The following is a 20,380-nucleotide window of genomic DNA, read 5'->3' as shown; positions in this document are numbered from 1 at the left end:
CGGTCGTCCCCGGTGACCATCCCGGGACGGCCGGCCTCACCATGTCATGCCCACTCCCCGCCCCCTCCAGGCGGATGACGTCATCCGATCCGGCCCCTCGTGCGGGGGCGCGAGGAGCTTGGGTGGGCGTCGTCGGGCGCCGCCTGGAGTCCTGACGCGCGCGGCCGAGCGAGCCCTCGCGACAGCTGTCTCAGCTTTCGGATGAGGTGTGCAGCGGCCCCGCAGTCTTAGCGGCCCCGGCCGCGGATCCGGTCTTCGAGGTCGCCCTGCCCTTGCCACCCGCCGACGTCGCCGCCGTGCTCTTCGACGCCGTGCTCTTCACCGTCGCACTCTTCGACGCCGCCGCCTTCTTGGCCGGCGCCTTCTTCGTCGTCTTCTTGGCCGACTTCTTCGTGGTCTTCTTGCGGGTGGTGGGGCCCTTGGCGCGCTTCTCCGCGAGGAGTTCGTACCCGCGCTCGGGACTGATCTTCTCCGGGTCGTCGTCGCGCTTGAGGGTCGCGTTGGTCTCGCCGTCGGTGACGTAGGGACCGAAGCGGCCGTCCTTGACGACGACGGGACGCCCACTCACCGGGTCCTCGCCGAGCTCGGCCAGCGGCGGCTTGGCCGCGGCGCGACCACGCTGCTTGGGCTGGGCGTAGATGGCGAGGGCCTCGTCGAGGGTGATGTCGAAGATCTGGTCCTCGGTCGCGAGGGACCGGGAGTCGGTGCCCTTCTTGAGGTAGGGCCCGTAGCGACCGTTCTGGGCAGTGATCTCGACGCCCTCGGCGTCGGTGCCGACCACACGCGGCAACGAGAGCAACCGCAGTGCGACGTCGAGGTCGATGGTCGCGAGGTCCATGCCCTTGAAGAGGCTGCCCGTCTTGGGCTTGACCTTGGTCTTGGCCTCGCTCTCGGCCTCCGTGAGGACCTCGGTGACGTACGGCCCGTAGCGACCCGCCTTGGCGACCACCTCACGGCCCGTCTCCGGGTTGGTGCCGAGCACGCGACCGTCGTCGGAGGCCTGTTCGAGCAGTTCGCGGGCCTTCGCGGGGGTCATCTCGTCGGGGGCGATGTCGTCGGTGATCGACGCCCGACGTGCCTCCTTGGGGTCGGCGCCGGTGATCTCGCCGGTGGCGGGGTCGACCCCCTCGGGCACCTCCTCCTGGACGTACGGCCCGTAGCGGCCGACGCGGACGACCATGTTGTCGCCGAGGCGCACCGTGGAGATCTCGCGGGCATCGATGTCGCCGAGGTTCTCGACGAGGTGACGCAGGCCCGCGGCGCTCTCGGCGGAGTCACCGAAGTAGAACTTCTGCAGCCATTCCACGCGGCCGGCGTCACCGCGGGCGATGGCGTCGAGGTCGGCCTCCATGCTCGCGGTGAACCGGTAGTCGACAAGGCTCGAGAAGTGCTCCTCGAGGAGCCGGGTGACGGCGAACGCGAGCCACCGCGGGACGAGCGCGTTACCCCTGGTGCCGACGTAGCCACGGTCCTGGATCGTCGCGACGGTCGCCGCGTACGTCGACGGACGCCCGATGCCGAGCTCCTCCATGGCCTTGACCAGGGTCGCCTCGGTGTAGCGGGCCGGCGGGGACGTCTCATGGCCGTCGGCCTGGGCGTCGGTGACGTCGAGGGAGCCGCCCTCGGTGAGCTTGGGCAGGCGCCGGTCCTCCTCGCGGAGCTGGGCGGCGGCGCGCTCGTCGTCGTCGCGCCCCTCCTCGTAGGCGGCGAGGAAGCCTCGGAACGTGATGACCGTGCCGCTGGCGGAGAACTCCGCCGTGGTCGTGGCGTCGCCGCCGACGGGCGCGCCCGACGTGGGCACCGTCAGCTTGACGGAGGCCGTCGACCCCTTGGCGTCGGCCATCTGGGAGGCGACGGTGCGCTTCCAGATGAGTTCGTACAGGGCGAAGTCCTCGCCGCGCAGCTCCCCGGCGACCTGCGCGGGCGTGCGGAACGTGTCACCGGCGGGCCGGATCGCCTCGTGCGCCTCCTGGGCGTTCGCGGCCTTCTTCTCGTACCGGCGCGGGGAGGCGGGGACGTACTCCTCGCCGTACATGTCGCGGGCCTGGCCGCGAGCGGCGGTGAGCGCCGACTCCGAGAGGGTCGTGGAGTCGGTTCGCATGTAGGTGATGTACCCGTTCTCGTACAACCGCTGAGCGACGCGCATGGCGTTGCGGCTCGAGAGGCGCAGCTTGCGGCTCGCCTCCTGCTGCAGCGTCGAGGTGGTGAACGGTGCGGACGGGCGTCGTGAGTACGGCTTCTCGCTGACGTCGGCGACGGTGGCGGAGGCCGCGGCGACCGCCTCGGCGACGGCGCGGGCGCCGGCCTCGTCGAGGTGGGTGACGCTGCTCCTGAGGAGCCCGTCGTCACCGAAGTCACGGCCGGTCGCGATGCGGGTGCCGTCGAGAGCGGTGAGGCGCGCGGTGAAGGACTCGCCGGCGGCGCCGAAACGGCCGGTCACGTCCCAGTACGAGGCGGCGCGGAACGCCATGCGCTCCCGCTCGCGCTCCACGACCAGACGGGTCGCGACCGACTGCACGCGACCGGCGGACAGACCCTGACGCACCTTGCGCCACAGCACCGGCGAGACCTCGTAGCCGTAGAGGCGGTCGAGGATGCGCCGGGTCTCCTGTGCGTCGACGAGGGACTGATCGAGCTCGCGGGTCTCGTTCGCGGCGCGCTGGATGGCTTCCTTGGTGATCTCGTGGAAGACCATGCGACGCACGGGCACCTTGGGCTTGAGCACCTGGAGGAGGTGCCAGGCGATGGCCTCCCCCTCGCGGTCCTCATCGGTGGCGAGGAGGAGTTCGTCGGCGTCCTTGAGGGCCCGCTTGAGCTCGGTGACCTTCTTCCGCTTGTCGGGGTCGACGACGTAATAGGGGTCGAAGTCGTTGTCGACGTCGACGGCGAAGCGCCCGTACGGCCCCTTCTTCATGTCGACGGGGAGTTCGCTGGGATTCGGCAGGTCGCGGATGTGACCCACGGAGGCCTCGACCTCGTACCCCGGACCGAGGTACGAGGCGATGGTCTTGGCCTTGGCCGGCGACTCGACGATGACGAGTCGCCGGGATGCACTCTCAGTCACGACTGCCCGGCGTCCTTCCTCGCAGCGGTAGTGCCGCTGCCTTCCCCTCTGCGCCGACGCGCAGGTCCGCACACCGTAACGCGTACGGCGGGCACTCACCTATCCGGCGAACGAGCCCGAGGTCCCCACATCGCGAGCGCCTCCAACCCCGGAGTGTCACGACCCCTCACCCCGTCGACCCTCAGCCGGGGGGACGAGGAGCCCGTCGGCGACGAGGCGCCGGACCGGTGCGGCGAGGCGCCGGCGCAGCGATACCGGGTCCTCCTCGGTGAGTGCGGCGATGGCCGTGACGGCGACCTCGCCGGTGAGGTCACCGTCGCAGACGCTGACGAAGGCCGACAGGGCGGTGTCGGCCCGGATCGCCCGTCGGAACCCCCCGCCCTGCCGGACGAGGATGACGCTCGGATCGGCCGCGCCCGGGCGGGAGTGGCGTTCCTCGGTGACATCGGGCGCCGTGACCCACGTGGCCGCGAAGAGCTCGTCGTCGCTCATCGCGTGCAGACGCGTGCGGGCAGCGAGGCCGCGGGCGACGTGCGGTCCCATCGGAGAGTCGACCCGGCCGACGACCTCGTCGAGGTCGACCCAGCGCTCCCTCCGTTCGGCGGGGCGCTGCAGCACGACGACGCCGAACCACACGGCCCCGACGTCGCGCGAGTCGAAGTCGTCGAGCCAGGCGGTGGTCCAGGCGTCGAACTCGGGCGTGCCGGGGGCGTGGCCACCGTCGCGGGACCACAGCTCGGCGTACTCGGCCGGGTCCTGGTACTCACGGGCGATCACCCAGGCGTCGAGGCCGGCGCATTCCGGGGTGTCGAGCCATTCGCGCCACCGGTCACGCCAGTCGCCGTCCCGACGCACCTCCCAGTCGGCGAGGAAGCACGCGACCCCGCCGGGGGCGAGGTGGGTGCCGACCCCGCGGACGAACGCCTCGACGAGCGCGTCACCCTCCCGGCCTCCGTCCCGGTACTCGAACAGGGGCAGATCGGTGTCGCGCGGCGTGATGACGAACGGCGGGTTGCTGACGACGAGGTCGAACCGCTCGGGTGTCGCCCCGTCCCCGTCGGAGCCGTGTGCGCCGCGGCCCCCGCCGCTGTCCCACCCGCCCACGGGGGTGAAGAGGTCACCTCGTCGCAGGTCCCACCGCTGATCGGCGAGGGTCATGGTGAACACGGCGAACGCGAGCGCTCTCTGCGACAGATCGGTGGCGACGACGTGCTCGGCATGGCCTGCGGCGTGGAGCGCCTGCACCCCGCACCCGGTTCCCACGTCGAGGACACGGCCCCCGGGGATCCGCGGCGTCCACGCGGCGAGCGTGAGGGAGGCCCCACCGATGCCGAGCACGTGATCGGGATGGAGCGGCCGCCCGGTGACGGCCTCGGCGAGGTCCGAGGCGACCCACCACGTGTGCTCCTCGTCGCCGTAGGGCTGGAGGTCGCACGCGGCGCGCCACCGCCCACCTCCGGGCGTCGACGCCTCTGCGCTCGGCACGACGAGACCGATCCGGTTCAGGCCGTCGGCGCGCACGCGCGGGCAGGCGGCATCGAGGTCCTCACCCGCCACCGTCTCCCCGAGCGCGAACAACCGCAGGAGCGAGGTGAGCGGCGTGCGTCCGACCCGGTCGAGCGCGCGGCGCACCGGCCCGAGACGGTCCCGTCGCAACGCCGCCGAGGCCACCGGTCCGAGAAGATCGGCGACGCCCTCCGCCGTATACCCGGCCTCGTCCAGGTCCTGCCGCAACGGCACGACGAGTTCGACGGGCAGGACCGGCACCCGCGGCGACGCGGAATCCTCACCGGCACCGACCCGCTCACGCCTGTGGCCCACACCACCGACGCCGTCCTGACCGGCACGCGCGTCCCGGGATGTCTCCATGACGCCTACCCTAGGTGCCCCCACCGACAAGCCTCGGCGACCCGGTCACCGCGCCGCCCCCTCCGGGTGGCCCCGCCCCGGCGGGGACCGGGCCACCCGGCGTGAGGCGGTGCGGGCTCACCTCACCCGCGCCACGGCACCGGCGGTCCGGATGCGGCCGGACTCGTCCCGCACGACCGCGCGGTACTCCATCAGGGTGCCCTTGCGGATGTCGGCGACGTCGTGGAACACCTGGTAGGGGGCGTTGTCGTCGGTGCCGAGAAGTACCCAGCGGGTCGACCCGGCGCGGCGGGCGTAGAACGTCGCCTCGACGAACCGGCCGGACGAGACGGCGGCACCGACCCGCATACGGCCGTCCTCGGTCCTGGTGAACGCCCTGTCGAGACGCACCGCGGGGGCCGTGCGCGCCGGCCGGATCGGGTGATCGGCGCGTTTCACGACGGCCGACATCGCGGGAACGGTGACGGTCACCCTGCCCTGCGCGTTCGACGTGAGGGACCCACGCGCCCCATGCACCGCCCGGTACCGCTCCCGCGCGTTGTAGGTCTGGAGGCTCACCGTCTTCGCGGTCGTCGCGTTGTTGACGGCGACGAGGTACTCGCGTTTGTCCGTCCCGACGCGCGAGAACGCGAAGACACCGGGCCCCTTCTGCGCGAGACGCGTGATCTGCGCACCGTCCGCGAGCGCGGGGTGCGCCTGCCGCAGCCGCGCGAGCGAGGCGATCTGCCGGTACAGCGGCGCGCCGCGGTCGAACCGATCACGCGCCCCTGCCGGGCCGGTGAGGTTCGGTTCCTGGGCGTAGAGCTTCGTCCTGGTGGCGAACATGTCCTCGCGCGCGGCCTGATCGTTTCCCGTGCCGATGAATCCCTGCTCGTCGCCGTAGTAGACGATCGGTTGTCCGCGGGTGAGGTACATGAGCGAGTTGGCGAGCTCGACGCGGCGCCGGAGCTCGGCCCTGGAGAACGTGGCCGACCCGGAGTTGAGGAGGAAGGGCAACCGGCCCATGTCGTGGTTGCCGGTGAACGTGGGGAGTGAATAGGCGTTGGAGTCCGCGTCGGTGTAGAGGTCGTCGCTGCGGTAGAACGCGGCGAGGTCCGCGGCCGAGCCACCCGCGACATAGCCCTGGGCGGCCTTCTGGAACCCGAAGTCCAAGGTCGCGGGCAGACGTCCCCGGGTGGAGTAACGGCTCATCTCGAGGGGGTCGGGATCGGCGACCTCGCCGAACATGAAGAAGTCCTTCTTGCCCCCCTGATCCGCGCGGGCGAGCATGCGCGGGGAGAACTGTTGCCAGAACTCCATGTTGACGTGCCGCGTCGTGTCGATGCGGAACCCGTCGATGCCGAGGTCGATCCACGACTCGTAGATCTTCCCCATGCCGTCGACGACCTCGGGTCGTTCGGTGAAGAGGTCGTCCAGGCCGAAGAAATCGCCGTAGAGGGAGTTCTCTCCCTCGAACGTCGTGTCACCCCGGTTGTGGTACATCGTCGTGTCGTTCAGCCAGGCGGGGACCTTGACGGTGCGGTCGGCGGGTTTCTCGAACGTCGGCGTGTACGGGAAGGACGTCGTCGGATCGAGCCGCGGGAAGACCGAGGTGCCGGCGTAGTCGCGGTCGTCGAACACACGACCGGCGGCGTCGCGGTACGGCTTCGTCGACTTGGGCACGTACGTGTACGTGTTCTCGCGATAGGAGATCACGTCCGCCGTGTGATTGGTGATGATGTCGAAATAGACCTTCATCCCCTTGGCGTGCGCGGCGGCGATCAGCTGCTTCATCTGCTCGTTGGTGCCGAAATGGGGGTCGATCTGCGTGAAGTCGGTGACCCAGTAGCCGTGATAGCCGGCGCTCTCCTGCCCCGCCGGCCCCTGCACGGGCTTGTTCTTGAACGACGGGGTGAGCCAGATGGCGGTCGTGCCCATGCCCTGGATGTAGTCGAGCCGGCCCATGAGGCCGACGAGGTCGCCACCGTGGAAGAAGCCCTTGTGCGTGGGGTCGAAACCCGTCTCCAGCCGTCCGCCGGAGAGGCCGCCGCGGTCGTTGCCGGATTCTCCGTCGGCGAAGCGGTCGGCCATGACGAAGTAGAACCGCTCCCGGGTCGGGTCCTGCCGCAGGGAGGACCGTGCGACGGGGGCGGAGACCACGGGGGCGGGCCCGTGCGCCCGACGGACCGGTGCGCCCGGAGCGGGCGCGGGGGGCGCGGCGGCAGGTGTGGGTCGGGACGGCCGAGCTGAGGGACGGTCCGTCGCGGCGGCCGGAACGGGGGCGAGCAGCGCCGCGGCGAGGGCGACGCCCGTCCCCGACGCGAGGAGTGCGACAGCGCGGGGCCGACGCACGACCGGAGGCGTGGAACTCGGTGGGGTCGTGGGTGAGATCGGCATGAGCGGCTCCTTGGGAGGCAGAAGAACTCACCTGCGCGTCGACGTGGGGGCGGCTCACGAGACGCGTGCCCCGGCGCACAGGGCCTCACGCTACGTCGGCCGGGGCCCGAGGAGGGTTGTGCGGCATGGGAACTGCGCTGGACGGCACCGACACGACGACGCCCGCCCCCGGGCCGGGACGGGCGTGGCGGTGCGTCGAGGGGGCGCCGACGCGGTCGAGCGGACGTCGGCGCCGGAGGAGGGGGTCAGGCCGTGACTTCGAGCTGCGCGCGGAGGCCGGCGAGGATCCGGGAGAGGAGGCGGGAGACCTGCATCTGGCTCACGCCGATCTCGCGGCCGATCTGTTCCTGGGTGAGCCCGCGGACGAAGCGCAGCAGGAGGATCTGACGGTCACGCGCACTCAACGTTGCGAGTGCCGGGCGCAACATCTCGGCGTCGTCGATACGGGAGAACGAGTCCGCCTCGTCGACGAGGAGGTCGCCGAGGGGAACCGATCCTTCTGCGCGCACGGGCGCGTCGAGGGACATGGCCGTGAAGCCCGCGCGGGACTGCTCGGCCTCGGCGAGCTCGTCGACGGCGACACCCAGGTCCTTGGCGAGCTCCGCCTTGGTGGGCGGACGCCCCCAGGCCTGCTCGAGGTCGGCCGCCGTGGTGACCGCCGCGCTGCGCAACTCCTGGAGGCGGCGCGGCGGGCGCACCATCCATCCATGGTCGCGGAAGTACCGCTTGATCTCGCCGGAGATCGTGGGGACGGCGTAGGCGAGGAATCCGGGCCCCTCACCGAGGCGGTAACCCTGCACCGCCTTGACGAGCCCGAGGTAGGCGACCTGAACCAGATCGTCGAGATCCGCTCCCCGTTGTGCATATCGACCCGCAAGGGCTTCGGCGACCCCGGCGTTGAGCAGGACGATCTCGTCGAGAACCGCCTGTTGACTCGCGATGTCGCTCATCGCGGAGGCACGGAGGAACAACTGCTCCGTTCGTTCCTCACGCGAGATGCTGTCCTCGGAGGCCACCAATGAAGCTCCGTCCATCCGGCCCTGTCGCGGCACGAGTCTCGACCACGGGGTCCAACCTAGCGGCCCCTTCTCGGCGGTAGCAAGGGTTGACCGACGGCGTGAGACGTGCATCCCCCACAACGACACCGCAGCTCAGCCAGGGTTCAGACTACGTTCGGACAATCGTGGTCCACGTGTCGACGGTCAGGCGGACCCCACCCCTCGGGAGGCGGCAGCCGCGGCGTCGACGGCGCTCTGCGGACTGTCGAAGACCTCGAAGACCTGATCCAGTCCTGTGATGGAGAACACACGGAGAACGCGCTCGGCCGTGCACACGATGCGGATGTCACCACCGTGCGGCTTGACCGCCCGCAGCGCACCGACGAGGACCCCGAGGCCGGTGGAATCGACGAAGGGGACGCCGCGCAGATCGAGGATCAGGCGAATACGGCCGTCGCGGAACAGTGATTCGAGGCTCGTCCGAAGCACGGGTGCCGACACGAGGTCGAGGTCCCCGGTCGTCTCGACGACCGTGAACGGCCCCAGGTCCTCGCTGGTCACGGTCAGCTCAGTCATCGCCGCCTCCTCACGCTCCGTCCGCACTCTAGACCGCGGCCCCGCACGGTCGCACTCCCCCTCCCATCCCGGGTCCCCCCGACGGGACCTCCGGGGCCCGCGTCTCCGCGCCCGACGGCACGCCCGACGACGAGGGCGGGACATGCGGGGCGCCGCCGCGGAACGCCTGTCGCACGAGGGCCGTACGGTGTCCGCGATGTCCTCCTTCGACCCCCGACACGCGCTGGACGCGCTCCCGCCGAGCGGGCCACGTCTGGCCGCGACGCGCACCCTGCCGGCCCGGGACGCCACCGTGGCCCCGTGGCCGGCGTGGGTCGCGCCGGAGGTGAGGGACGCGTTCGCACAACGCGGCATCGTGGCCCCGTACCGCCATCAGGTCGAGGCCGCCGAGCATCTGTGGGCGGGTCGGCACTGTGTCCTGTCCACCGGCACGGCCTCGGGCAAGAGCCTCGCCTTCCTGCTGCCGGCGCTGAGTGCGGTGCTCGCCCCACCCCGCGCCGCCCGTCGCGCGCCGACCGTTCTGTACCTCGCCCCCACCAAGGCGCTCGCGGCCGATCAGTTCGCCCACCTGCAGGAGCTCGGCCTGCCGGGGGTGAGGGCCGCGGTGTACGACGGCGACACCCCCACGGACGAGCGGGCGTGGATCAGGCGGCACGCGAACGTCGTGCTCACCAACCCCGACATGCTCCATCATTCGATCCTCCCCGGTCACGGCCACTTCGCCGCCTTCCTCGCCGGCCTCCGGTACGTGGTCGTCGACGAGTGCCACTCCTATCGCGGCGTGTTCGGCACCCACGTCGCCGCGATCCTGCGTCGGCTGCGTCGCCTGAGCGCCCACCACCGCGCCACGCCGACCTTCGCGTTCGCCTCGGCGACCGTCGCCCACCCCGCGCAGCACGCCGGGGCACTGCTCGGGGCCGAGGTCGTCGCCGTCACCGACGACGCATCCCCCGCCGCCGAACGCACCCTCGCGCTTCTCGACCCCACCCCCCCGCCCGGGGAGGACCGTCGATCCACGCTGACCCACGCCGCCGAGCGGCTCGCCGACCTCGTCGCCGGCGACGTGCGCACGGTCGCGTTCACCCGGTCGCGGGCTGGGGCCGAGGTCGTCGCCGAGACCGCCCGGCGGCGACTCGCGCAGGACCCCGGAGGTCGGGAGGGCACCGTCGCCGCCTATCGCGGGGGTTACCTGCCCGAGGACCGTCGCCTGCTCGAACGCGACCTGCGTGAAGGGCGCCTGCTCGGCATCGCGTCCACGAGCGCCCTCGAGCTGGGCATCGACATCGACGGGCTCGACGCCGTCGTGCTCGCGGGCTGGCCCGGCACGACGGCGGCCTGGTGGCAGCGCGCCGGTCGTGCGGGCCGCGCGGGGCGCTCGAGCCTCGTCCTGTTCATCGCCGACGAGGATCCTCTCGACGCCTACCTCGTCTCCCACCCCGAGGCCCTGTTCGACCGGCCGATCGAGGCCTGCGTCGTCGCTCCCGACAACCCCCACATCCTCGGCCCCCACCTGCTCGCCGCCGCCTACGAGATCCCGCTGCTGCCGCAGGATCTCGCCCCCGACGGCGTCTTCGGCCCCACTGCCGCGGCGCTCGTCGACAGGCTCGCCGAGGCCGGCTTGCTGCGGCGGCGCCCGGCCGGGTGGTTCTGGACCCGCGAGGGGCGCCCGCACGACGAGCTGACGCTGCGCGGCATCGGGTCGCAGATCCGCATCGTCGAGGACGCCACCGGCCGGGTCATCGGCACGGTCGATGCGGCCCGGGCGGACGCGGCCCTCCACACCGGGGCGGTCCACCTCCACCAGGGCCGCACGTACGTCGTGCGGGAACTCGATCTGGACGACGGGTGCGCCCACGTCGTCCAGGGCGACCCCGGGTGGATCACGACGGCGCGATCGGTGAGCTCGTTCGTCGTCCTCGGCATCGCGCGGGACCGCGCGGCGGACGAGGTCGCCGCGGCCACGGGAAGGGTGTCGGTGCGGTCGCAGGTCACCTCGTTCCTGCGGCGCCTGCCCGGCGGCGAGGTGATCGGCCAGCACCCTCTCGACCTGCCCGAACGGGCGATGACCACGGCGGCCACGTGGTGGACCCTCACCCCGGAGGCGTTGCAGGAGGCGGGCGTCGAGCCCGCCGACGTCCCCGGCGCCCTCCATGCGGCCGAGCACGCGATGATCGGCCTGTTGCCGCTACTCGTGGCCGCCGACCGCTGGGACATCGGCGGCGTCTCCACCGCCTGTCACCCCGACACCGGGCTGCCGACGATCATGATCTATGACGGACATCCCGGCGGGGCGGGCTTCGTCACCGAAGGGTATGAACGGGCGCACGAGTGGATCTCCCGCACGCGCGACGCCGTGTCGTCGTGCCCGTGCGCGGCCGGATGCCCGTCGTGCGTCCAGTCTCCCAAGTGCGGCAACGGCAACGAACCGCTCGACAAGGCCGGGGCGATCCGCGTGCTCGGGCTGCTGGCCGACGCCGAGGCCGGACCTCTCTCGGCGACGCGGGGATCGGAGTCCGCGAGGTGAGGGGAGGCGGCATCCGAGGCGCCGCGCGCCCCACAGGTCGGCCGGTTCGGCGAACGAGGCCACGCCTCGTCGGTGGGGCTTGTTGACAGGGCCCCGGATCTGAACCACTGTCCAGGTGACGATCAGCCGACATCTCCGAGGACGGATCCCGTGACCGCCGCCTTCCCGCCCGCCGACGAACGCTCCGCCACTTCGACGGACCTGCCTGCGGCGTCGTCGCCGGGTACGGGTGAGGCCGGGCGAGCGACCCCGGCCGCGCCCGGTGCGCACTGGGCGGACGGACCCACGCGAGACGGGGACGCGGGCGCGGGGACGGACGCGAGCGCCGGCGCGAGCCGAGCCGCGGACACGAGGGCGGGTGCGAGCGCGGACGTCGACACCGACTCGGGCGGCGCCGGTTCCGACGGCGCCGGTTCCCGGTCGCTCGCCGGGACCCCTGCGACCGATCACCCCGCACCCACGTCGGCGGTGTCGTCGAGGCTCTCCACGAGTGGCCCCACGGAGGTCGCCCGCACCGACTGGACCGCCCCCATGGTCAAGCCCCGCGAGCGGCGGCCCCGGAGCGGGTGGCGCGCGACGGCGTACACCCTCACCGGGGGCCGGTGGAACCCGGGACTGTCGGCGAAGGAACGGTACGTGCGCGACCGGGAGGCGCGCATCGCCACGCAGTTGCGTGGCCGGCACGTCACCGCGTTCTTCTGCCTCAAGGGCGGGATCAGCAAGACCTCGACGACGGCCGCGACCTCGATCGCCCTCGCGGACCTGCGGCCCGACCCGGTCTTCGCTCTCGACGCGAACCCCGACGCCGGCGACCTCGCGGAGCGGCTCGTCGGCAGCAAGCTCGCGGGGATCAGCCGACTCGCCCGCGACGTCGACAAGGTGACGAGCCTGGACGAGCTGTCCCGGTACACGGTGAGCGCCGGTCGCTTGAGCGTGCTCCCGGGAGAACCCAACCCGACGTTGGGGAACTCCCTCAGCTCCCAGGACTTCGAGAACATCATGCGGGTGGTGCAGCGGTACTACTCGTTCGTCCAGATCGACTGTGGAACCGGCGTCACCCACCCGCTGATGGCGGGCATCCTCCAGTTCGCCGACACCGTCGTCATCCCCGCGGCCTGGTCGATCACCGGCGCCAAGCGTGCCGCGGAGTCGATCGAGTGGCTCGAGGAGAACGGCTTCGAGGACCTCGCCCGCACCTGCATCGTCGTGCTCACCGCGAAGGACATCGTGAGCAAGTCCGTCGACAAGGACGCCGTCACCCAGCACCTCTGGAAGGCGGGCGACCTCATCGTCGTGCCGGCCGACCCACACGTCGCCGACGGCGCCCTCCTCGAGTGGGACCAGCTCCGGTCCCAGACCCGGGAGGCCTATCTCGACATCGCCTCGGCGATCACCGCCCGCTTCGGTCGCCACCACCGCTGACGTCGGCTCCACCGCCGTCGTCGACACCACTGCTGTCGTCGGCACCACCGCCCACGTCGGCACCACCCGCGAGCTCGTCGCTGGTCGGCCGTCGGCATCGCCGCGGGCCGCGACGACACGCCGCCCCTGGTGACGTGAGCCTTCGTGATCCCCGTGGAGGGTGTTCCAGGGCTGTGAGGGGGCCGTGATCGTCTCCTCCGGGCCTGCCCGCGCGACGGCCAACGCCTGACCGAACCGAGCGGCCGGCCCCGACGGGGCGACGCCCACGAGGATCTGGACGTCCTGCCCCTCGACGCGGCACTCGCGCACCGTCGCCCCCTGCACGCTCGCGACCCGGGATGCCTCGCCGCAGGGACTCGACACGGCCCCGGCCACGCCGATCGCCGAGGCGGCGGGGCCACCCGCCGCCACCCGGGCACCGGCGAGCGCAGCCAGGTCGGCCGCCGATTGCGCCCGGTGACTCGCGGTAGAGACGGAACCGAGCAGGAGCACGGCGACGAGCAGCACGGCCGACACCCCGATGAGGCCCAGGGCCATCACCGTGCCGCTTCCCTCGTCGTCGCCGGCGGCCCCGAGGGCACACCTCCCCAGGGCCCGTCCACGCGACCGCAGGTCACGGATCACTGCGGGCACCCCCCACCCCTCCCTCGATCGCGCCGACGGCCCTGGCCCCAGGCGCGGGGAGGGAGGACAGGATCGCCACGTCGAGGACCGGCGGGGCGGCGACGGTGACGACCACGTCTCCGCCGGTCCGCCCGAGGGTGATCGACGAGTCGCGCGGGGCCTGCCGGAGCACGACCTCACGGACGGCTGCGTCGTCGTCACCCCGTGCGGCCGCCCTCGCCCCGGCACGGGCGGCATCGACGCAGCGGACCTGGTCGATGCCGACCCGCACCGAGGTGAGGACGAGGGCGAGGACGAGCAGGACGACGGGGATCGTGACCGCCATCTCGGCCGTCACCATCCCGGCCTCACCGCCCCGTGCGAGGGACGGGGACGGCGGTCGGCACGACGCCGTCGTGTGCTCCGACCTCCCCGGTGCGATGGCCACCCCGGCACGGGGGTCCATGGGGGTGTCGATGCGGTTCGGCTGCCGACCGGCTCGCCCTCGGCGGTTCATCTCAGGAGCCGATGGACAGGGCGTTGGTGATGATCTTCGTGATCGCCGAGGTGACCGCGCCCGACTTCACCACGGCGATGAGAACCGCGGCGAAGGTGCAGGCGGCAAGGGTGCCGACGGCGTACTCGGCGGTCGTCATGCCGGCCTCGGGATCCCCCCGCAGGGCCGACCATCGGGAGACGAGGTGGGTGCGGGCGCGACGGACGATCCGGCGGGGGGCGCGGCGCTGGGGACGGGCGAGAGCGAGCGACATGGGCGTACTCCTTCGAGGAAGAGCTGATGGGCTTGCGGCGCGTGGACGTCCACGCGCCGCTTCGACTGTGCGTCGCCCCGCCGAGGCGGTTCGGGGAGCGGGCCGGACCTGTGGACAGCGCGACGCCGGACCACGAACGTGTGGACGACGGCCCGCCGGTCAGGGTGCGTCGCAGGCTCGGCAGCGATGGCCGCCCGGTTCGCGACCACCGACGGTGGATCACGGCTGCAGGACCTCGTGGGCGAGGGCGGCGACGACGGGGATCACCGTCGTGAACACGAAGGCGGGAAGGAACGTGAGGCCGAGTGGGAGGACGAGACGCACGCCCACACGTTCGGAGGCCACCTCGAGTCGATGATCCTCGGCCCGGCGGATGTCCTCGGCGGCCTCGGCGAGGGTGAGCGAGGGGGGCACCCCGGCCGCCTCGGCGAGGACGAGGGCACGGGCGACGGGTTGCCACGCCGGATCGACGGCGGACCAGGCCCGTTCGTCCTCGAGACCCCATGCGCGCGCCGCGACGACGACCGCCAGATCGGAACCCAGCCGTCCGCCCACACGCTCCGAGACCACCGACATCGCGGACGTCACTCCTCGGCCCGAGCGGAGGACGAGGGCGAGGAGGTCGGCGACGTCCGCGATCTCGAGCGTCGGGGTGGGAGCCGAGGTGGGCGGCGGCAGGAGTCGGGCGAGTCGGCCGCCGCGTCCGGCGAGGGGAGTGCCGGCGCCGGACCCGACCCCCGCGGCGAGCACGAGGGTGACGGCCACGCCGACGAGCACGGCGACGGCCAGAGGCGTCACGGGGACGCCTCGTGCCACCGACCCCCAGCGTTCATGACGGGCCTGCCAGGACCGGCCCGCGGGCGACCTGCGCCACGAGCCGCTCGACCCACCACCGACCCACCGCGACGAGGCCCAGACCCGCGGCGAGGCAGGCCCAGGCCGTCGGTGAGGTGACGTAGGCCTCGACCGGGTCGACACCGACGGCCATCGCGAGCAGGGGTCCGCCCAGCGGGAGCAGGGTGAGGATTCGGATCGACGCGCGCGCCCCCGTCGAGGCCGCCTCGACCCGGCGGCGGTGGGCGAGCTTGGCTCGCAAGAGTCGCGACACGCACGACACCGTGTCCGCGAGCGGGCACCCGGTGAGTGCGGACAACTCCCACGCCCGCGCGAACAACCGCACGTCGGCGTGGGTGCGGGCGTGCCGCACCAGGACCGTCTCCACCGATCGACCATGATCGAGGGCCGCGCGGATGTCGTCGATGAGCGCACCGCCCGACACGACCCGGCACGCCAACCGAGCCGCCTCCTCGGGGCCTCGGCCGGCACGCAGACTCGGGGCGAGCACATCGAGGAACGCGAGGAGCGTCTCGGTCTCCTTCTCGGACTCCCCACCTCTGACGCCGGGCCGCCGGCGAACGGCCCGGACGACACGCGAGACCCCCACCACGTCGGGCCCGCCGCCGCCCCTTCTGCCGCCGTCGTCCCCGGCGCCGGCGGCGATGCCGGAGCGGCGCGGCCCCGCGGTGGCACGAGCCCAGACCCTCGGGGTGCGCGCCTCGGTGGCAAGGAGCGCAGCGGCCATGGTGACGAGGACGGCGAGGATGAGCGGAACCCACCCGCCGCTCACCGCTCCACCTCCGAGCTCCACGACGACGGCTCACGAAGCGGGCGCCGATCCCGAGCGACGCGCCCGTCTCCCGTGGGCCGTCGAGACGGCGCGGGTGTCCCCGGCGGCGCCTGTCGACCGTCCTTCGCGGGAGGCCGGGGCGGCTGTGGCGGGTCGCCCGGTCTCGGCGGTGCGGACTCCCCGTCCTGCCCCTGTCGCCCGAGCCCCGCGGGTCGGCCGGGTCTCCCGCATCCTTCTGGTCCTCCGTGGTGCGGGGGCGCTGCCGCTGCTCCACGCTCCTCCACATCCGCCGATCCCTCCAGCCGTTTGGTCTCGAGCAGGTCGACGAGACGGTCGTGACCACCTTCGACCCGGTAGCCCCCCGCACGGTCGCGGACGAGCGCCGGAACGACGCACAGCCCTCTCGCGCCGTCGTCGAACACCCCGATCGACTGCACCACTCGAGCGCAACCCTCCCGATGCATGTGCACGACGACCTGCAGGGCGCTCGCGACCTGGCTACGCGTCGCCGGGGGGCTCATGCCGGCGAGGGCACCGAGCGCCTCTATGCGCGCCACGACGTCGGTGGGCGCGTTGGCGTGCACCGTGCCGCAGCCGCCCTCGTGCCCGGTGTTGAGGGCGGTGAGCATGTCCTGGACCTCGGCGCCCCGGACCTCCCCGACGGCGACCCGATCGGGACGCATGCGCAGGCTCTGCCGCACGAGGGTGGCGAGGTCGACCGCACCCCGGCCCTCGACGTTGGGCTGACGCGCCTGCAGCGAGACCACGTGCGGATGCCGAACGGTCAGCTCCTTGACGTCCTCGACGAGCACGATCCGCTCAGTCGCACTCACCTCGGCGAGCAGAGCGGCGAGGAGTGTCGATTTGCCCGAACCCGTGCCGCCGGTCACGAGGAACGCGCACCGCCGCGCCACCAGGGCGCGCAGCACGCCGGCCATCGACGGGGTGCACGCACCCCACTGCTCGAGGGCGGCCAGGGTGGGCGCGTGACTGCGCGGGATGCGCAGGCTGATGTGCGCCGCGCCGTCGACGAGCGGAGGCAGCAGGGCATGAAGCCGGACCCCTCCGGGGAGGAGTCCGTCGACGAACGGACTCGCGTCGTCGAGGCGGCGACCTGCCGAGCCCGCAAGGCGGACGGCGAGGCGGCGCAGATCGGTCGCGTCCCCGACGTGCACCTGCACCCGAGTGAGACCGGCGCCTCGGTCGATCCACACCCCGTCGGTGCCGTTCACGAGGACGTCGGTGACCTCGGGATCCTCGACGAGATCGGCGAGGGGCCCACTACCGAGCAGCGCGTCCTCGATGGAGGACACCCGCCTCGCGGCGCCTGCCGTCCCGAGCACCGCCGAGTCCTCGCCCACCGCCCCCGCGACCCGGACGGGGGTGGGACCGCGACCGCGCCTGATGTGATCCCAGACCGCTGCGGTGGTCATGCCGACCTCCGGCCGGAGTGGCGCGGCACGGGGCCGCGACGCGATGCCGGGACCACGGGGTCGCGGTCGAGTCGCATCGGCCGGAGACGGGTGAGGATCCCGTCCACGGCCTTCGCCAAACGTCCCCGGTCCGGCGGCGGACGACCGTCGGTGAGACACGCCTCGACCTTGGGGTCGGTGGGGACGGCACCGAGGAACGGCACGTCGAGGAGGTGGGGCAGGCGCTGGTCGAGGTCGGCGGCCGCACCGCGGTCGGTTCGGCAGGCGAGCCACAGCACGTCGTGGACGGCGTCGAGATGCGGGACCGAGGCCGCCGCCCCCGCGAGCGCCGACACCGTCGTGCCCGTGAGGGCGATGACCTCGTCGCTCACGCCGGCGACCTCACCCTCCCAGCACTCCCCCGCCCGCGGGGCGTCGAGGACGACGATGTCGCTCACCGACCGCAACGCCGTGACGACCGCCGACAGGACCTCCCCCGAGGGCACGACGGGGAACTCGCGGTCGAAGGACAGCACCCCGCAGCGGTCCGCGAGAGGAAGGCGACCGAAGATCTCGACACCGTCGAGGGGACCGGCGGCGTCGGCGAGGTCTCGCCAGCGGATCCCGGGGAACTCGTCCACGCCGAGCACCACGTCGAGCCCCCCGCCGTACGGGCGGGCGTCGACGGCGACGACCGCCGCGCCCAGCTCGGAGGCACGCATCGCCAGGGCGGAGGCGAGGACGGAGGCGCCGACACCACCGGCGGTGCCGACGACGGAGATCACACGGGACATGGGCGCAGCCTGCAGGCGCAGGCACCCCCGGCGCCCCGGGCGCGGCGCGAGCTGTGGACGAGACGGCGTGCCGCGCGCGGGTGTGGACGAGCCACGGGTCGGCACGGTTCGGCCGGCCTTCCTGGGTGAGCAGCCCTGCCATCCCAGGCACCCGCGCGACTGCGTCCCGCCTCGACGCGCTGAGGACGGCGGCAGAGACCCGCGCATGCGGCTGGACGCGAGCTGGAAGCGGACATGGGGCGGCCCCCGCTGGGGGGACAACGGGGGCCGCCAAACGCGCCTAGCCCCGGGGGGGAGGAGCTGGTGCGCCGCGCTCAACCCGAAGGGAGCGCTGTCACCATTGTGCGGGTTGGACGTCCGATTGGCAATTCCAAGTCGGGAGAAAGTCGCTCGAATGCGTCCGCCCGCACGCCTCCCCCGATCAAGCCCGTGACCAGCACAGACACGCCCGCACAGGCCCCGCCTGGCATTCACGGCATCCCACCTCCGGGACTTCGGGACGGGTCGGGTCTGTCGCGGCGCCGGTCGGGCCCCGGCGACGGGGGGCCGACCTGTGCCGACACGCCGTGTCGACGCGGCGGCGCGCACCGGTCGACCCCGACGTGGCCGGCACACGGGTGGCCCCAGGAGAACCGACTTGCGGACGGCGGTCACCGCGGGCCCCGCGCGCGCCGCACTGCGGCGGCCCGTCACGGCACCGCGGCTGGGCGGGGCCGACGACCCCTCCGGGGCCCGTGGCCGATCTCCGTCCCCAGGACCCCACCGGGAGTGGGGCAGGCCCCTGCCGGAGGGGCGAGGGTCGGAGAACTGAGCACGGGGAACCGAGCACGGGGAACCGAGCACGGAGGGGAGGGAGATCGCGAGGGCACACGACGACGGCACCCCTTGGAGAAGGAGTGCCGTCCTCGGGTGAACCGACCGGGTGATCAAGCGTGCTGTCGTAGCCGTCCGGATGGGTCAAGCCCATCAAGCGGACCGGTCCATCAGTGGACTGCCTGCGTGTGGGTGCCCGGTGTGCTCACCTGCGTCGGTCCGACGATTCCTCGTTTTCTCGACACGTTCAGCATGCGCCTACGAGGGGCTCGGAGCAAGGCTTTCCGCCCGTGAATCCGGTCATTGCGGCGTAGTCTGATCGTGGGGGCGTTCGGGTGTGGCGCCGATGGATCTGCGTGCGGCGGCGGATGCCGACACGAGGACGCCGGATGCGGCACGAGGACGTCGTCGGCCGCCCACGACGAGGCCACGGGACGTCGTGACCGACGCCCTCCGCCTCGGCCCCGCTTGCGGGGGGAGCCACCCCTGTCCCCGTCGCTCGGTGGGCCCGACCGCATCGCTCGGTGACGGTGGTCCGAGCCACTCACGGCGCGAGGTCGAGACGCCCGGCGCGGACGGCGTCGGCGATCCGTTCACCCTCGGCCGCGCCGTCGGTGATCGCCCCGGCGACGTGACGCACCCACAGCTCCACGCCCTCGCGACCGCCACGGGCATAGGCCGTGAGGGAGCCGAGGTACGGCGTCGCACCGCGGCGCAGGTGACCGGCCTCGGGCACGCTCACACCGGTCGGGTCGACCCCTCCGGCGTGTACGAGCGCCCGCTCCACCGCCCGCGCCACCAGCCCGTTCCCCCTCAGGAAGGGGCGCACCACGGCGATCTCGGCGTGGGCGAGGGCGGCGACGAGCGCGACGGGCACGCCGGGCGTGCCGACGCAGTCGAGGAGATCGACCACGCCCGACAGGCGCCCGGGCACATCGGCCGGGGGCCGACCGAGATCCGCCATCTCCGCACACTCCTGCCCTTCGCGGGGCCGACCGATGAAGGACCGGTCCTCCCCCTGCAGGATCGGCTCGGCTGCGGCGGTGTGGAGACGAGCGAGCGCCTGCCGAGGTGCGGTGCCGACGATGCGGCCGACGTGCTCGGCCTCGGCCGTCACCTGGATGGCGCCGCGGATGACCGACAGGGCGGGGTCGGGCTGCTCCGGCCACGGTGTCGCGCCGATGACGAAGGAGCGGACGACGGCGTCGTCGGACCGCGCGCCGTCCATCTCGGCCGAGCACCGCGCCCCCCGCACGCGCGACTCCCCCGCCGCCTCGGGGGCGCGTCGGCGCAGCCCTTCGTGCCAGCGCAGCCGTGTGCACGCCTCGGACGCCTCCTGCAGGGCCTCGGCCACGGCGGGCCAGGCGGCGATGGTGTGCAGCGAGTCGAGGACACGGGTGTCGGGCATGCCGCCCAGCGTAGGGGCGCCCTGCCCCACCCCCTCACCGGCAGCGGCGTGACACCCCTCCCACGCCCGGCCACCGCGGCCGTCGCGTCCCGTCCCGGTCCGCCGCCCCTCCCGCCACACGCCC

14 protein-coding genes and 1 pseudogene are annotated in these 20,380 nt (G+C 73.0%); 2 read left to right on the top strand and 13 right to left on the bottom strand.

The features are described from left to right. Positions 1–190: 190 nt before the first annotated feature. The 5 genes from topA to RT054_RS02035 form a co-directional block, all read right to left on the bottom strand. Entirely contained in the window at positions 191–3,064 is a 2,874-nt protein-coding gene (gene topA, locus RT054_RS02055; RefSeq protein WP_313021905.1) for a type I DNA topoisomerase, read from the bottom strand. A gap of 156 nt (positions 3,065–3,220) precedes the next feature. Beyond that, positions 3,221–4,933 (bottom strand): SAM-dependent methyltransferase, encoded by a 1,713-nt coding sequence (locus RT054_RS02050; protein ID WP_313021904.1) that lies wholly within the window; start codon positions 4,931–4,933, stop codon positions 3,221–3,223. 117 nt (positions 4,934–5,050) lie between these two features. Then, positions 5,051–7,309: an alpha-amylase family glycosyl hydrolase gene (locus RT054_RS02045; protein ID WP_313021903.1), complete on the bottom strand. Its 2,259-nt coding sequence runs from the start codon at positions 7,307–7,309 to the stop codon at positions 5,051–5,053. A 245-nt stretch (positions 7,310–7,554) separates the two neighbouring features. Beyond that, positions 7,555–8,325, bottom strand: coding sequence for a sigma-70 family RNA polymerase sigma factor (locus tag RT054_RS02040; protein ID WP_312719734.1), 771 nt, complete (start codon positions 8,323–8,325; stop codon positions 7,555–7,557). A gap of 186 nt (positions 8,326–8,511) precedes the next feature. Continuing rightward, positions 8,512–8,883 (bottom strand): STAS domain-containing protein, encoded by a 372-nt coding sequence (locus RT054_RS02035; RefSeq protein WP_312719736.1) that lies wholly within the window; start codon positions 8,881–8,883, stop codon positions 8,512–8,514. Between the two features lie 196 nt (positions 8,884–9,079). On the opposite strand from RT054_RS02035, the gene RT054_RS02030 reads away from it, so the two are divergent. Further along, entirely contained in the window at positions 9,080–11,407 is a 2,328-nt protein-coding gene (locus tag RT054_RS02030) for a DEAD/DEAH box helicase (protein ID WP_313021901.1), read from the top strand. Positions 11,408–11,938: 531 nt separating this feature from the next. Beyond that, positions 11,939–12,829, top strand: coding sequence for a hypothetical protein (locus RT054_RS02025; RefSeq protein ID WP_313021900.1), 891 nt, complete (start codon positions 11,939–11,941; stop codon positions 12,827–12,829). A gap of 210 nt (positions 12,830–13,039) precedes the next feature. On the opposite strand, the pseudogene RT054_RS16480 reads toward RT054_RS02025, so the two are convergent. The 8 genes and pseudogenes from RT054_RS16480 to RT054_RS01990 all read right to left on the bottom strand — a co-directional run. Then, a pseudogene (locus RT054_RS16480) lies at positions 13,040–13,453 on the bottom strand (Rv3654c family TadE-like protein); the annotation flags it as partial. Beyond that, on the bottom strand, positions 13,443–13,793 hold the full coding sequence (locus RT054_RS02020) for a TadE family type IV pilus minor pilin (protein ID WP_313021898.1): 351 nt from the start codon (positions 13,791–13,793) through the stop codon (positions 13,443–13,445). The gene RT054_RS02020 and the pseudogene RT054_RS16480, both read right to left, overlap by 11 nt. A 157-nt stretch (positions 13,794–13,950) precedes the next feature. Beyond that, complete coding sequence (locus RT054_RS02015; protein ID WP_313021895.1) at positions 13,951–14,202, bottom strand: DUF4244 domain-containing protein; 252 nt, start codon at positions 14,200–14,202, stop codon at positions 13,951–13,953. 219 nt (positions 14,203–14,421) lie between these two features. Further along, a complete protein-coding gene (locus tag RT054_RS02010; RefSeq protein ID WP_313021893.1) occupies positions 14,422–15,000 on the bottom strand; it encodes a type II secretion system F family protein in 579 nt (192 codons plus the stop codon). A 31-nt stretch (positions 15,001–15,031) separates the two neighbouring features. Further along, entirely contained in the window at positions 15,032–15,829 is a 798-nt protein-coding gene (locus tag RT054_RS02005; RefSeq protein ID WP_313021891.1) for a type II secretion system F family protein, read from the bottom strand. Next, positions 15,826–17,262 (bottom strand): TadA family conjugal transfer-associated ATPase, encoded by a 1,437-nt coding sequence (locus RT054_RS02000; RefSeq protein ID WP_313021890.1) that lies wholly within the window; start codon positions 17,260–17,262, stop codon positions 15,826–15,828. Before RT054_RS02000 ends, RT054_RS02005 begins: the two co-directional genes overlap by 4 nt. Further along, positions 17,259–18,035, bottom strand: coding sequence for a hypothetical protein (locus tag RT054_RS01995; protein ID WP_312719749.1), 777 nt, complete (start codon positions 18,033–18,035; stop codon positions 17,259–17,261). The genes RT054_RS02000 and RT054_RS01995 overlap by 4 nt, the downstream gene beginning before the upstream one ends. Before the next feature lie 1,357 nt (positions 18,036–19,392). Then, positions 19,393–20,256: a hypothetical protein gene (locus tag RT054_RS01990; protein ID WP_313021889.1), complete on the bottom strand. Its 864-nt coding sequence runs from the start codon at positions 20,254–20,256 to the stop codon at positions 19,393–19,395. Positions 20,257–20,380: the final 124 nt, after the last annotated feature.

The sequence above is a fragment of the Mobilicoccus sp. genome (assembly GCF_032060985.1).
Lineage (GTDB): Bacteria > Actinomycetota > Actinomycetes > Actinomycetales > Dermatophilaceae > Mobilicoccus.
This window is presented reverse-complemented; position numbering and strand designations above follow the sequence as displayed.

What these genes read in the sequence shown, in the direction of transcription:
- RT054_RS02035 (WP_312719736.1), bottom strand. Translation starts at nt 8,883, where the DNA reads ATGACTGAGCTGACCGTGACCAGCGAGGACCTGGGGCCGTTCACGGTC.
- RT054_RS02015 (WP_313021895.1), bottom strand. Translation starts at nt 14,202, where the DNA reads ATGTCGCTCGCTCTCGCCCGTCCCCAGCGCCGCGCCCCCCGCCGGATC.
- RT054_RS02000 (WP_313021890.1), bottom strand. Translation starts at nt 17,262, where the DNA reads ATGACCACCGCAGCGGTCTGGGATCACATCAGGCGCGGTCGCGGTCCC.
- RT054_RS02020 (WP_313021898.1), bottom strand. Translation starts at nt 13,793, where the DNA reads ATGGTGACGGCCGAGATGGCGGTCACGATCCCCGTCGTCCTGCTCGTC.
- RT054_RS02025 (WP_313021900.1), top strand. Translation starts at nt 11,939, where the DNA reads ATGGTCAAGCCCCGCGAGCGGCGGCCCCGGAGCGGGTGGCGCGCGACG.
- RT054_RS01995 (WP_312719749.1), bottom strand. Translation starts at nt 18,035, where the DNA reads ATGTCCCGTGTGATCTCCGTCGTCGGCACCGCCGGTGGTGTCGGCGCC.
- RT054_RS02030 (WP_313021901.1), top strand. Translation starts at nt 9,080, where the DNA reads ATGTCCTCCTTCGACCCCCGACACGCGCTGGACGCGCTCCCGCCGAGC.
- RT054_RS02050 (WP_313021904.1), bottom strand. Translation starts at nt 4,933, where the DNA reads ATGGAGACATCCCGGGACGCGCGTGCCGGTCAGGACGGCGTCGGTGGT.
- RT054_RS02045 (WP_313021903.1), bottom strand. Translation starts at nt 7,309, where the DNA reads ATGCCGATCTCACCCACGACCCCACCGAGTTCCACGCCTCCGGTCGTG.
- RT054_RS01990 (WP_313021889.1), bottom strand. Translation starts at nt 20,256, where the DNA reads ATGCCCGACACCCGTGTCCTCGACTCGCTGCACACCATCGCCGCCTGG.